The 13,332-nt window shown below is 41.4% G+C and carries 17 protein-coding genes; 11 read left to right on the top strand and 6 right to left on the bottom strand.

All coding sequences use genetic code 11. The annotated features are described in order from the left end of the window. The first annotated feature begins 17 nt into the window (after window positions 1-17). Window positions 18-575, top strand: a complete 558-nt coding sequence (locus CWC28_RS03160; protein ID WP_063703820.1) for a hypothetical protein — start codon at window positions 18-20, stop codon at window positions 573-575. 48 nt (window positions 576-623) lie between these two features. On the opposite strand, the gene CWC28_RS03155 is transcribed toward CWC28_RS03160, so the two are convergent. The 4 genes from CWC28_RS03155 to CWC28_RS03140 are packed head-to-tail and all read right to left on the bottom strand — an operon-like array spanning window position 624 to window position 3,027. Continuing rightward, window positions 624-1,358, bottom strand: coding sequence for a phytanoyl-CoA dioxygenase family protein (locus CWC28_RS03155; protein ID WP_063703822.1), 735 nt, complete (start codon window positions 1,356-1,358; stop codon window positions 624-626). Window positions 1,359-1,361: 3 nt separating this feature from the next. Continuing rightward, the gene (locus CWC28_RS03150) at window positions 1,362-1,943 is read right to left on the bottom strand and encodes a uracil-DNA glycosylase family protein (RefSeq protein ID WP_105173350.1); all 582 of its coding nucleotides are present in this window, start codon (window positions 1,941-1,943) and stop codon (window positions 1,362-1,364) included. 19 nt (window positions 1,944-1,962) lie between these two features. Continuing rightward, window positions 1,963-2,325 carry a VOC family protein gene (locus CWC28_RS03145; protein ID WP_062565443.1) on the bottom strand — a complete coding sequence of 121 codons (363 nt, stop codon included), beginning with the start codon at window positions 2,323-2,325 and terminating at the stop codon, window positions 1,963-1,965. Between the two features lie 9 nt (window positions 2,326-2,334). Next, the gene (locus CWC28_RS03140; RefSeq protein ID WP_105173349.1) at window positions 2,335-3,027 is read right to left on the bottom strand and encodes an aspartate/glutamate racemase family protein; all 693 of its coding nucleotides are present in this window, start codon (window positions 3,025-3,027) and stop codon (window positions 2,335-2,337) included. A 201-nt stretch (window positions 3,028-3,228) separates the two neighbouring features. Between CWC28_RS03140 and CWC28_RS03135 the strand changes: the two genes are divergently transcribed. Genes CWC28_RS03135 through CWC28_RS03125 form a run of 3 tightly spaced genes read left to right on the top strand, consistent with a single transcriptional unit; the run spans window position 3,229 to window position 5,503 of the window. Then, a complete protein-coding gene (locus tag CWC28_RS03135) occupies window positions 3,229-3,573 on the top strand; it encodes a hypothetical protein (protein WP_206769705.1) in 345 nt (114 codons plus the stop codon). Continuing rightward, on the top strand, window positions 3,570-5,171 hold the full coding sequence (locus tag CWC28_RS03130) for a PepSY-associated TM helix domain-containing protein (RefSeq protein ID WP_138624720.1): 1,602 nt from the start codon (window positions 3,570-3,572) through the stop codon (window positions 5,169-5,171). The genes CWC28_RS03135 and CWC28_RS03130 overlap by 4 nt, the downstream gene beginning before the upstream one ends. Further along, window positions 5,168-5,503, top strand: a complete 336-nt coding sequence (locus CWC28_RS03125) for a DUF3325 domain-containing protein (RefSeq protein WP_063703831.1) — start codon at window positions 5,168-5,170, stop codon at window positions 5,501-5,503. The genes CWC28_RS03130 and CWC28_RS03125 overlap by 4 nt, the downstream gene beginning before the upstream one ends. 212 nt (window positions 5,504-5,715) lie before the next feature. Here the strand turns inward: CWC28_RS03125 and CWC28_RS03120 are convergent, their stop codons facing one another. After that, window positions 5,716-6,249: a lipocalin family protein gene (locus CWC28_RS03120; protein ID WP_249324943.1), complete on the bottom strand. Its 534-nt coding sequence runs from the start codon at window positions 6,247-6,249 to the stop codon at window positions 5,716-5,718. 104 nt (window positions 6,250-6,353) lie between these two features. On the opposite strand from CWC28_RS03120, the gene CWC28_RS03115 reads away from it, so the two are divergent. From CWC28_RS03115 to CWC28_RS03085, 7 genes are all read left to right on the top strand, one after another. Next, window positions 6,354-6,803, top strand: coding sequence for a YaiI/YqxD family protein (locus tag CWC28_RS03115; RefSeq protein ID WP_054563136.1), 450 nt, complete (start codon window positions 6,354-6,356; stop codon window positions 6,801-6,803). After that, window positions 6,800-7,342, top strand: a complete 543-nt coding sequence (locus CWC28_RS03110; protein WP_063703835.1) for a DUF6942 family protein — start codon at window positions 6,800-6,802, stop codon at window positions 7,340-7,342. The genes CWC28_RS03115 and CWC28_RS03110 overlap by 4 nt, the downstream gene beginning before the upstream one ends. Window positions 7,343-7,412: 70 nt before the next feature. Next, complete coding sequence (locus tag CWC28_RS03105; protein ID WP_063703837.1) at window positions 7,413-7,781, top strand: response regulator; 369 nt, start codon at window positions 7,413-7,415, stop codon at window positions 7,779-7,781. A gap of 26 nt (window positions 7,782-7,807) precedes the next feature. Further along, window positions 7,808-8,620, top strand: coding sequence for a substrate-binding periplasmic protein (locus tag CWC28_RS03100; protein ID WP_063703839.1), 813 nt, complete (start codon window positions 7,808-7,810; stop codon window positions 8,618-8,620). 141 nt (window positions 8,621-8,761) lie between these two features. Then, window positions 8,762-10,459 carry a gamma-glutamyltransferase gene (ggt, locus tag CWC28_RS03095; RefSeq protein WP_082874040.1) on the top strand — a complete coding sequence of 566 codons (1,698 nt, stop codon included), beginning with the start codon at window positions 8,762-8,764 and terminating at the stop codon, window positions 10,457-10,459. Window positions 10,460-11,041: 582 nt separating this feature from the next. Then, window positions 11,042-11,386 (top strand): hypothetical protein, encoded by a 345-nt coding sequence (locus CWC28_RS03090; RefSeq protein ID WP_105180584.1) that lies wholly within the window; start codon window positions 11,042-11,044, stop codon window positions 11,384-11,386. Window positions 11,387-11,498: 112 nt separating this feature from the next. Then, window positions 11,499-11,840: a DUF7957 family protein gene (locus CWC28_RS03085; RefSeq protein ID WP_105180585.1), complete on the top strand. Its 342-nt coding sequence runs from the start codon at window positions 11,499-11,501 to the stop codon at window positions 11,838-11,840. A gap of 829 nt (window positions 11,841-12,669) precedes the next feature. On the opposite strand, the gene CWC28_RS03080 is transcribed toward CWC28_RS03085, so the two are convergent. Further along, the gene (locus CWC28_RS03080) at window positions 12,670-13,332 is read right to left on the bottom strand and encodes a class I SAM-dependent methyltransferase (protein WP_119852767.1); all 663 of its coding nucleotides are present in this window, start codon (window positions 13,330-13,332) and stop codon (window positions 12,670-12,672) included.

Raw genomic sequence — 13,332 nt, 5'->3', positions numbered from 1 at the left:
AAAGAAAGGAGATCACGATGAAAGCACTACTTATTTCTATTAGTCTACTGGCGATGAGCTTTTCTAGTTTCGCAGAAGATATTACTGAAAGCCAGCTACAGCGTTATATAAAAGCCTTACCTGCTGTGGTCAATTGGTCACAAAATCAGTCTGAATTAGATACTGTAAATCTCGGTGGTATGCTAGGTAGTTCTGATGGTGTTGACAGTTCGTCAGTAATGGATGCATTAGGCCACATTAAAGATCACGAGCTATACACAGAGTTTGAAGCCCTGACCAAGCAATATGGTTTCACACCTGAGCAGTTAGTTACTGTTGGCTCAGAGGTATCAATGGCGTATTTAGAAAACCTTAAAGCGGGTATGTCAGAAGAGAACAAGCAACGTGTAAATCAAGCAATGAGTGGTTTACAAAGCCTTACGGCATCATCATCTGATGCGGGGACTCGCTCAATGGCAGGTGCTTTAGAAGGTGTTAAAGCAAGTACTGCAACAGCAGATGTTAGCGAAAGTAACGTTAACTTAGTTAAGCAGTATATGCCGCAGTTAAAAGAATTGTTCGCAATGTTGCAGTAACAGCACAATAAAATAAAGAAAGCGGCTAAGAAGCCGCTTTTTTTGTGCTTACTCAAATACCATCGCGTTTTTTAGCTGCTGCTTTTGTTCTGCAGTTGGTAAAAATCCAGTTTGTACAAACTCATTAAGGCTTGAGTGACGTTCAAAGTAAAGAATATCAAGGGCAAAACGATTCATGCCGTACAAGCCCCGATGGATCATATTTGCCGAAAATATGAGTAAGTCACCTTTTTTGAGTGCCACACTTTTACCGCGAGTCAGTGAGTCACTATTGCTAGCGCCCTGTTGTTCTAATCTAACAGTTAACTCTTCATCAGAATCCCAGTTTTTATGACTACCCGGTATTAGTTCTATTCCCGGTTCATCTTCAAAAGCAACGCGGCAATGTAATACTTCAGGGCCGCTAAGAGCGGCCTTTTGCGCATCAAGCTCTAAGTGATACTGCATATCGCGATGCCAATAATTTGCTTGTTTAGAGTTGTAAGGGTTAAAGAATAGTTGAGTATTCATAAACTGAGGATCAGCAACAATACCTTTAACCTGTTTCAATAGAGTGTTAGCGCTGACAAACTCAAAAAGAGCAAACTTTTCCTCAACACTTAAACATGCAGCGCCAGTCAAACCTGAGCTATTAATCCCTCTGGATTGGTAAAAAGGTTGGTTTTCTTGCAACCAGTGATGATGAAATTTATCGAGAATTGGCCTTACCTTGCTAAGCTCACTCTCTGTGTAAAGGCCCTTTACATGGTAGTAGCCATTTTCAGCAAAAAAGTTATTTTCCATTTTTTACCTTGCTAAAATTGCACGTATTTTACTACTAAGCTCAGGCAATACTTGTTGCTCAAACCACGGATTTTTCTTTAGCCAGATATTATTGCGAGGGCTTGGGTGAGGCAGTGGCAAGTAATTTGGCCAATATTCACGCCACGATTTTACTAACTCAGTTAAGGGCAGCTGCTTAGTGTGGGGTAAATGATATGCCTGCGCATACTTTCCTAAGATAATGGTGAGCTCAATATTATTTAGTTGCGCTAAGAGCTTTTCACGCCATGCAATCGCGCACTCTTTTCTTGGCGGTAAATCACCTGATTTTCCTTTGCCAGGGTAACAAAAACCCATCGGCAAGATAGCAAAATTGTGCTCATCGTAAAATTCATCGCTTGTTACACCAAGCCAAGAGCGAAGCCTTTGCCCGCTTGCATCATTAAAAGGTTTGCCACTTTCATGTACTTTAGTTCCTGGCGCTTGACCGGCAATTAAAATACGAGCTCGAGGATTAAATTGAATAACGGGCCGCGCCCCAAGAGCTAAATGAGGCTCGCAGATCACGCATTTACTAACTTGTTCTATTAGTGTTTGAGTACTCATGAGTTAGTAAAAATATGATCTATGCTTGTTTTGACCAAACTGCTAACTCGTTACCACTTGGCTCTGTGAAGTGAAAACGACAGCCTCCAGGAAAATCAAACAAAGGCTTAATAATTGTGCCACCGTGTTTTTCTACCTGCGCTTGTGTCTCTTTAATATTATTTGAATAAAGCACCAGTAGCGCGCCGCCATTATTGGTTAAGCTAGTTAATGGGGCTTGATAAAAACCGCCATCAAGGCCCGCTGATTCAGCGCTAAAGGCCGTGTATTCAGGGCCATAATCGGTAAATTGCCATTTAAAAACCTGATGAAAAAATGCTTTTGTTGCGGCTAAATCTTTAGCAGCAAATTCAACATAATTTAGGCTATGGTGGTTCGACATGGTGTGCTCCTAATTTAAACTATTCTCAAGCGCCATAGCGCAATGAAGTGCTGTACTATCAAGTAGTGGAATCGATGTATCTGCTTGTTGAACTAACAAGGCTATTTCGGTGCAACCAAGAATAATGGCTTCAGCACCTTGCTGAGTTAGATTATCAATAATGGTTAAATACTCGGCTTTAGATTCTGGGCTGATGATGCCTTTACATAGTTCATCATAAATCACTCGATGCACTGTTTCACGCCCCTGTGCATCAGGAATTAACACCTCTATGGCGAATTTATCTGCTAGGCGTTGCTTGTAAAAGTCTTGTTCCATAGTGAACTGGGTACCCAACAAAGCCACTTTTTTGAAGTTATGTTGGATCAGGTTTTCACCAACTGCATCTGCAATGTGTAACAAAGGAATTGCAACCGCATCTTGTACTTGCTTAGCTAGTTTATGCATGGTGTTGGTACAAATTAATAAATAATCCGCGCCCGCAGCTTCAACTTGCTTAGCGGCTTTAATGAGTATCTCGGCCATCTGTGGCCAATCTTGTTGCTGTTGTAGCACTGCTATTTCTGCAAAATCGAGACTGACGAGTACTATCTTGGCACTGTGCAGACCCCCAAGTTTGTTTTTAACACCTTGATTTAAAAGCTGGTAGTAACTTTGTGTAGACTCCCAACTCATGCCACCGATTAAGCCTATTGTTTTCATTACAACTCCCTTTTTATTTACTTAACACCATATGATATTGCACAAAACAAAGCTAGCAGATCATTATTTTACTAACAGTTCGACCTAGTTGGTTCTGTTTCATTATTTAATACGTGCATGCAAATGATAACTACTATCTTTTCTGTTTGTCGGCGATATAATACGGGGTTTTCTTCTCGTGTTATTTTTTAAGGGATTATCATGCATTCTCAATCATTAGATGCAGTGACAACCAATCGCCCTAAAAATACAGCTAAAAAGCGCTCTGTGAGCCTATCTTATCGTGTTGCTGTGTTTTTGCGTTTCGTTGCGGCCATTATTGGTGGTTACGCCTTTACCAGTGTGCTTATTTCATTACTCGCTGTGTTATTACCACTTAATAAACTCGACAGCGTGCTGCTAACCACGACTCTATCGGTATTTTTTTACTGTTGTGTGTTTATTTGGGTATTTGCGGTTAAGTCTTTAAAGACCGTTTGGATCACTATTTTACTAACAACTGGTGGGCAATTGCTGGCCCTTTCATTGATTAAGGGATGGTTATGAAAGAGAGCTTTTTCCGCTCAATGACCTGGCTTCATACCTGGGTTGGCCTACTGGTGTGCTGGTTACTGTTCTTAATCTTTTTTGCTGGCACCATCAGTTTTTTTAAGGATGAAATCACTATTTGGGCCAAGCCCGAAACACACCATGTGCAGCATCAGGCGCAACGGGTTCAGTCTCAAGCCGATCAAATTAATTATGTGTTTGCGCAATTACAGCAACAGGCACCTAATTCATTATCTTGGCGAATAAACTTACCTGAGCCGCGTAACTCTGTTTTAAGCTATGGGTTTGCTGAGCCTAAACAGCCTGGTCAGCGCCGTGCACCTTTCAACTATACGTATCTAGACCCTAATACTTTAGAACAATTGCCCGAGCCTCGAGAAACTAAAGGGGGGAATTTTTTCTATCGTTTGCACTTTGATTTACATTACATAGATGTATTTACTGCGCGGATAATTGTTTGTTTAGCTTCATTATTTATGTTGGTTGCGCTTATAACTGGCATCGTGATTCACAAACGTATTTTTAAAGATATGTTTAGCTTTAGAGCAAACAAAGGTAGCCGAAGTTGGCTTGATGCACACAATGTTTCGTCGGTGCTGGCATTACCATTTCATATCATGATCACCTACACGGGAATTATCACGTTGATATTTATGCTGTTCCCCTACCCTGCCGAAACCGTATATGAAAATGGCTTAAGGCAAATGTTTGATGAGGCATTGCCTATTAACAAACGTGCCAAACCTAGTGAAGAGCAGCGCCCTATGGTGGCAATCAAAGATGTATTAGATCAGATTTATACTAAGTCACCGAATGCTGACATTAGCTATGTGTTTGTAAGAAATGCCAATACAGCGACCTCACAAATTGTGGTTTATTTGGCAACCGGCAAAGAGGTTGTAGATAACGGACCACGCTACTTATTCAATGGTGTAACAGGTGAGCTTGAAGCGAGTTCAGGCGAAGATTGGAGCGCTTCGGCGCAGTTTTATGACTCAATGACAGCATTACATAGCGGTCGCTTAGCGGAGCCTTTACTGCGTTGGTTGTATTTTTTCTGTGGTGTTGCAGGCTGTGCCATGATAGCTACAGGCTGCATCATGTGGGCTAAGCGCTTACGCGAGAGACTCAAAGCAGGCCAAAAACCAAGCTTTGGACTTAAGCTCGTTGAGACACTAAATTTAGCCACACTGATGGGCTTACCTCTTGCAACCGCAGCGTTCTTCATTGCCAATCGTTTATTACCTTTAGAGTTAGCTGGGCGTGCCGATAAAGAAATACTCGTGTTTTTCTTAGCGTGGCTGGCGATGTTAGTTGTTGCTGTGACTGGCCGAGAAAAACGCCACTGGCGCTATAGTGCTTGGCTTAACGCGGCTGCTTGCTTATTAGTACCTGTGGTAAATGCGTTGACAACAGATGGTAATTGGATCACGTATTTACTAACTCAGCAGTGGGCCTTATTCGGTATTGATAGTGCGTTTATTTTTGCTGGGCTGCTGTTTTTACTACAAAGCAAAAAAATACCTAGCCATAAAACCGCTACAAATAAGATTAAATTAAATAAAAACAGGCTGTTAAAGGAGCAACAAGGATGATGGAGTTACTGCAATTTAGTCTCTGCTTTTTAGGGTTTAATTGTTTTGCACTTGCAAAATTCAATCATTTTCGTGATGTATTCAAAAAGAAATTAACCGAAAAACAGCGAAATAGCTTTTTATTAAGCGGCTGGATCAGTATTTTACTAAGTTTAGTGCTTTGCGTGCTGTCAGATGCTGGGTACGGCGCATTGCTGTTTTGCGGTTATATGGCTTTAAGTGTACTTATGCTCATGATTTTATACAGTTTTACTGTTTCATGGGTAAAGCATGTTAGCGTATTAACTATGTCTGTTTTGCTATTGTGTGGCTTTTCGGTGATGATTTTCTAGCTTAGTTAGTAAAAAACTGATCTCATGCCAATTTGCAATAATGCTTAATGGAGCAAATTGTTTAAAAAAAATGGGTAGGCAATGCCTACCCAAGCAGGGGATTAAATTGGGGGATCACATGTTGCTTCAATTTAACGATGCATAGTTTGCCTAGCATCCATTACAGTTGTGTTGCACATTAGTGATAGTTTAAAGACAGTTGTAAAGCCCCTTTACAAGCGACTATGGTCAACATAAATAAGCTCGTCTGTTTTAAAACCATATTCTTTTGCTGTGTTTATAAAGTCCTGCATTTGCTGTTTTGTCACGGTCGGTGTGCGCGACAAAAACCATAAATACTCTTTGTTATAACCTGTGATATAAGCGTATTGATAGTCTTGCTTATCTAATTCAAATACTACATATGAGCTATAGAATGGCCCAAAGAATGAGACTTCTAAGTGGCCTATGTCTTGTTGCTCTGCAAACTTCGCTTTACCTTCAGCTTGCTGCCATTCTTGCTCTTCAGCGCTGTAACCTTTATTGATAACTTTTACACTGCCATCAGGGTTAATTGAGTATTCGGCGGTAATGCCCTCAAGGCCGCGTTCAAATGAATGATCTAAACGTGCAATTTCGTACCAAGTCCCTGTGTATTTGTTTAACTCAAAATTATCGACGGGTTTGATGTTGTCTGGCACGCCTGTACACGCAGTTAAAAAGGCTGTGATACATAAAACCCCGATTAACTTTAATGATGTTTGCACGTTTTTACTCCCTTTAAAAATTAAACAAATTAATACGTTAATAGCACTAATTTAGTTCAATTACGGTAAACTATTAATGTCTAAAATTAAAGATTGAGAACAGCATGAAGATTTGGGTTGATGCAGACGCCTGCCCCGTCGTTATTAAAGAAATATTGTTTCGTGCCGCAGAGCGCACACAAACCTTTACCACATTAGTGGCGAACCATGCGATGCGAGTACCCCCTTCAAAGTATATTAGCCGTTTGCAGGTATCTTCTGGGTTTGATATTGCCGATAACGAAATTGTTAAGCGCATCGAGCCAAATGATTTGGTGATCACCGGTGATATTCCTTTAGCTGCTGAAGTTATCGAAAAAGGCGCACAAGCGCTTAATCCACGCGGTGAGTTGTATACGACTGAAAACATTCGCTCACGTTTAAATGTTCGTGATTTTATGGAAACAATGCGCTCAAGTGGCGTTGAAATGGCCGGTGGCCCACCGCCGTTAAGCCAAGCTGACCGCCAAAACTTTGCAAATAATCTTGATCGAATCCTCGCTAAAAAGTCATGAGTGTCGTTAATAGTGCGCCATTGCAAGGTTTTGGTGATGAGGCGTTTAAAGTCGCTGTTTATATAGAAAAGCGCCCGCCGATGCCTGCTTGGCAACAGCTTAAGCATTTGCATGTAATGCAACCCGGCCAAATAAACGAAATAAACCAAGCATGTGGCAATGGTTGGCGCAAAGTTTTTAATGTGTATGGCAAAGTACTTTTTGCACTACCAAGTGAATATTATGATTTTGCTAAAAGAGCACCTGATTGGCAGAGCTTTCGCGATGAACAACTACTGCAAGCACATAGCCAAACTGCATTACTGTTTAGCCCACCGATATTAGGCAAACCAGAGCAATTACATATAATTGCAGGGCGAACTCATGCTAAACAGCTTATAAATGACGGGCTTTTGCATTGCCAATTAACTTGGCTTGATGATGAATTTGCCATTAGTAAATCAGATAAAGTGATTGTCTGCCCCTATTTTGACTACCGCCAGCTAAGCAATATTAAAATTGCACGACTTAGCCAGCTTGTTGCCGATATTTTTTCTTAGTTTCTGGTTTATTGCGTTATTGAGTTAGCAAACTAAGCTTTAAATACTGTAAAACTTAATAGTACTCTAGATGAAAATACTGGTCGTTGACGATATGCCACTTATGCGCCACGTGTTGATAAACATGTTGCGTAGGCTTGAATATAAGGATATAACGGAGGCGACAGATGGCGCTCAAGCGTTTGATTTACTAGAAAAACATAAATTTGATCTCGTTATCACTGATTTGCACATGCCGAAAATGGATGGCAAATGTTTGCTTAATCATATTCGCGAAACTCCTGAACTAAGCGATTTACCCGTACTAATGGTGACCTGCGAAGACAGCAAGCAAACAGTCAATGAGATGATTACAGCAAAAGTGAACGGCTTTATTATCAAACCATTTTGTTTAAATACACTGCAAAAACAGTTAAGTCGAATTGTTAAACCAGAATAACCTGTTAAAAACTGGAGTTAAGAGCGATGTTTAAGCATTTAACAATAGTAAGTTTATTCACTGCCAGCACTGCAATGGCGAGTGCTGAACAATTGACTTTATATACTGAAGTGTTCCCTCCCTATAACTTTGTGGAGCACAATCAGCTCACTGGTATTAACACCAAAATCATGGAATCTTTGTGCGAAAGAGCCAAGTTGAGCTGTTCGTTTAGTGTATTGCCTTGGAAGCGCGCAATGTCACTAACCCTCGCCCAACCGAATGCAGGAATTTACTCTACTTCACGGACCGCAAAGCGAGAAACTCAATTTTACTGGGTTGGCCCTTTGGTATCTGGGCATTCATGTTTATACCGTTTAAATAATCGCAACGACATTAAAGTAACGAGTACACAGTCGTTGCAAAACTACACCATTGGCGTATCTCGTGGTGATGTTTATCAAACCGTTCTTGCTGATTTTAACCTTACTGAAGGCCAGCAATTTTTAACTTACTCAAAAAAGTTCGAAGAGCTTAAAATGTTTAAGCAAGGCAAGCATGATTTGCTTATTGGCTCCTCTCTCACTCTGTCATCACAATTGATGAATGTAGGTATGAGCCCAGACCAAGTAACGCCGGTATTTGAGTTAAAGCACCCTGCTTTAGTGGGTAATTACTTGGCACTTAACAAAAACACATCGCCAGAGGTGGTCACTAAGCTGCAACACGCCCTCGATACCATAAAGCAAGAAAACCTGATTGATCCTCTTGTTGATCAGTTTGTAGAAGAGGATAGGCACTCTCACGGCGAAGCATCGACAGTTGCACAGCAGTGCTTAAATGGTTCTGCTATTTATTAAATTGGAGAGATTTTAGGTAAGTTAGCCGCTATTTTTCTTATTTTTGAAGTCAATCGTGATTTTTCGCGCTCGAACGCAAAGCCATTGCCTCATCTTTAATTGCTTTTTATAGTGATTAAAACAATAAAAAGGGCAAGAACTATGAAACCAACTCCACTCTTTAAAAGCTTAGTGCTAGCAGTATGCTTAGGCGCAACAGGCGCCTCTCAAGCTTACGATCGCATCACTGGCCATAACTTTGCTAGTCGTTCTGAAGTCATCGCACAATCAGGTATGGTTGCAACATCACAGCCGTTAGCTACGCAAGTGGGCTTACAAGTATTAAAAGACGGTGGTAATGCCATTGATGCAGCTATTGCGGCAAATGCAGTGCTTGGTCTGGTTGAACCGACCGGGTGTGGAATTGGTGGCGATTTATTTGCCATTGTTTGGGATAACAAAAGCAAGCAACTTTACGGTTTAAATGCCTCTGGCCGTTCACCACTAAGCTTGTCTTTTGATACTTTAAAAGCACAAGGTGACTACATTCCTGCTTATGGGCCATTGCCTGTGTCGGTACCTGGTGCGGTAGATGGTTGGTTTGAGTTACATAAAAAGTTTGGCAAAACACCAATGAAAGCCTTACTCCAACCTGCTATCGACTACGCTGAAAATGGTTTCCCTGTGTCTGAACTGATTGCCTATTACATGCAAAAAAGTGTGGCTGCTCGTGGTAAATACCCAGGCTTCAAAGATGTATATATGCCTGATGGGGCAATGCCAGAAAAAGGGGAAATATTTAAGAACCCAGCCCTTGCAAACACCTATCGTAAAATTGCCAAAGGCGGCCGAGATGCCTTTTACAAAGGCGATATTGCTAAAGAAATTGGTCGTTACATGAAGGAAAACGGCGGCTACTTATCCTATGAAGATTTAGCTGCCCACCATAGTGAATGGGTTAAACCTGTGAGCGCCGATTATAGAGGGTATACGCTTTGGGAATTACCACCAAATGGCCAAGGTATTGCTGCACAGCAAATTCTCAATATTCTTGAAGGTTACGATATCAAAGCAATGGGCTTTGATAGCCCAGAATACGTACATACCTTTGTTGAAGCGAAAAAGCTCGCGTTTGCAGATCGTGCTAAGTACTACGCCGATCCAGCATTTAACACCATTCCCGTACAAACACTCATTTCGCAGCAATATGCTGATGAAAGACGCAAACTGATAGACCCTAATAAAGCCGCAAAACGCGACCATGCAGGCCCAGTAGAAGGCGATACCATTTATATGACGACCGCCGATAAAGACGGCAACATGGTTTCACTTATTCAAAGTAATTACCGTGGCATGGGCTCAGGTATGACACCGGCAAAATTAGGATTTGTATTGCAAAACCGTGGCGAAATGTTCGCGCTTAAAAAAGGCCACATGAACCAATATGAGCCAGGCAAACGACCATTTCATACAATCATTCCTGCGTTTGTCACCAAAGATGGCAAGCCATATATGAGTTATGGTGTAATGGGCGGTGCCACACAGCCACAAATGCATGCTCAAATACTGATCAACATGATTGATTTTGGTATGAACCTGCAAGAAGCCGGTGATGCACCGCGTATTCTGCACACAGGTTCATCGCAGCCAACCGGTGAGATTATGGAAGACGGTGGTTTTGTTAGCTTAGAGTCAGGTTTTTCGATGGAAACCCGCCGCGAGTTAATGAAAAAAGGCCACACCTTACAAGACGCGGTTGGCCCATACGGTGGTTATCAAGCAATATTGAAAGACCCAAAAACCGGCGTTTATTACGGCGCATCTGAAACTCGCAAAGACGGACAGGCCGCGGGGTATTAGGCTATTGTTGGGTAGAGCGGAGCGAAACCCAACAAACTTAGGTAAAGTTAGCGAGTTACAAGGGGAAAGAGTAAAGGCGCTTTAAGCTGTAAGTCATAAGCTTTAAGTCGTTGATGCCTACTCGCTGCTGAGATGGATTAGTTACCGTAGGCATGAAATTTATTTCGCGCGATGGTTTATGGCTCATAGGTTGGGTAGAGCGGAGCGAAACCCAACAAGCTAGCGAGTTTCAAGAGTAAAGTTAGCGAGTTAAAAGAGCTGTCAGCTATCAGCCGTCAGCTCTCAGACTCAAAACCATCAACTAGCGAGCCTTGATGTAGCAGCGATTTTACATCGCGTAGGCGTGAAATTTATTTCGCGCGATGCTTCATGGCTCGCTAACTCCCAACCATATACCCTGCAAATATGATCAGAATCAGCGTAGAGCCATTTTTCTTTCTGAATATCTTTAGTACCGATAAAAAATTTATAGTTAGCAATGCATTACGTTATTTGTTAATAATAGAATTATTAAATATATGAGCGTGATACCGGAAGAAAGATGTGCGATGCGCGCGCTATTAAAGTCACATAGGAATCGCAGTGAAGTCTGAAATTGAAGCATGGATTAAGCATATAAGTGATCGTCCCGAGGTTAAGGCAATAAACATAGGATTGTTTCAAGCTGGAAGTGTTTATCAAGCATATTTGATCGGTTCTTTTGAATACGATCCAGAAGATGATGATTGGGCATGTAGTGAAGATTATGTACCAGAATATAGGTATCTTGAGCTACCCGGTACAAGTGAACTTGGTTGGGAAACTTTATTAGATTTAGTTTCAAAGTCCATTTCTGAAATTATTGCTGACAACGCTGATAACATTCTTAATCATGTTCCTGTTGTTACTGTCGGGTTTGATGATGGAAATCTGATCAGGATTAAGTGACTTATAACAAACGTATGAATTCGTTACCTTCGGCCACTCGGACAAAAACACGGCGCTGCCTCGCAATTATAGCGCAGCACCTTCTCCCTTTATGGGGGAGTAGACATACTCTATGATGCAGGTTAATAAAAATAGAATCGAGATAAATGGAAATATTATTGAATTGCCATACTCAATTTTGGAAGCCAAGGAATTAGACCAGAGCATTTTAGTTATTTTCGACTACATGGAGTTTTCTCAAAATTCCGTAGCACGAAATTTCCAATGTATAAATCTAGATGGCTCTGTTTTATGGGTAGCAGAAAACCCTACAACTCAGAGTTCAGATGCTTATGTTAACTTCACAAGTATAGATCTAAACGGTAATCAGGTTGTCGTAAATAATTTTGCAGGCTATACATGCACAATAGATCTAGCTGATGGTAAGTTACTAAAAGGTGTGTTTTCAAAGTAGCGCCTAACAAGAAGCTTGAAATGGGTACGAGCGCTTGGCTTGCGCTCCTTCACCGCTAATTTTAGCCAAGGATTTTGTGCCGCTTAATACGGCGTTATATGTCATGAAGAATAGTTTCCCAATTTTACTTTTGCTGTTTATGTGTCAGGAGTTGTTGATTGTTAGAGTTTATTTCTGAAATTGGGAGCAGTTTTAAGTGGGTCTACCGTGGCTGGCTATATTTTCTATCGTCTTCATATCAGCAAAGAGTTCTCATTGAGTATTCAAAGCGTGGCGCAGTATGGAAGGTTTTTGACATTATTATGAGTGTCGTGTTTATGGGCTTAGAAATACTTCTAGTTTTTTATTTAACTAGGCAGCTTTAGGCATAGTCATATAGCAAACTACTTAAACCGCTTGCGGGTTCGTTGGGGCAGTAACATATGGGGAGTGCCACTTCTCTCCGCATTTTAGCCAAGCATAATCTGCCCGCTATGCTGCGTTATCTCGAAATAAACTTGACTCGAAACTCACCTAATACAACCGACTTCTTAAAACGTACATATTCAGAATTGAGTTGCTTGAATCAAGGCAAGATAAAGTTTGTAAATTCAAAGAGTAAAGTTAGAGCCATCGCGCGAAATAAATTTCACGCCTACGTGTTGTAGCTTTACTCTTTCCCCTTGAGACTCGCTAACTTGTTGGGTTTCGCTGCGCTCTACCCAACCTACAAGCCATCGCGCGAAATAAATTTCACGCCTACGTGATGTAACTTTACTCTTTCCCCTTGAAACTCGCTTACTTGTTGGGTTTCGCTGCGCTCTACCCAACCTACGGCTCCGTAAAGTAGCTAACTCCCAACCACATACCCAGCAAAACCAAGCACTTTAAAATACTGTTTTGGGGTGCTGAAACGAGTTTCATTCATTAACTCTGAAAAACGAATGCGGTCTAATGGATAAAACTCGTGCTCTAGGTTGTGGCGCATGCGTTCTACGCCGACTTCGGTTAAACCTAACTGCGTACACAGCTGAAGTTGAGATTCGCGCTCAAAAGCGGTTTCTGGGCGCATTAAATCGGCAATATATAAGTTGCTCGATTTTTTAAGCTTGCTGTGAATCGCTTTTAACAGCGTTTTTTTATCGCCGTTATCTTCAACAAAGTGCATTACTAGTAAACACAGTGCGGCGTCACATTGAGTGTCGATGTCGTTGATATCACCGCAGTGAACTGTCACGCGATCGCTGATGTTATGCTGGCCAAACTGTTGCTCGGCAATATCGAGCATGTCTTGTGAAATATCTTGAGCAATAAATTGCCAGCTTGGTTTTAGCGCCGCTAATTCGATGATTTCTTTACCAGTTCCGGCACCAACCACTAAAATGCACGCATCATCGCTCAGCGTGGTTGCTAATTGGGCTGCGGTTGCTTGATGTAATAGCTCATAACCTGGAACTAGGCGCAAAATGCGTTCGTCGTAGTGATTTGCTTCTTCGTGATTAAAAGTTGGCAT

The organism is Pseudoalteromonas sp. S4492, assembly GCF_005886115.1.
GTDB lineage: Bacteria > Pseudomonadota > Gammaproteobacteria > Enterobacterales > Alteromonadaceae > Pseudoalteromonas > Pseudoalteromonas gelatinilytica.
This window is presented reverse-complemented; position numbering and strand designations above follow the sequence as displayed.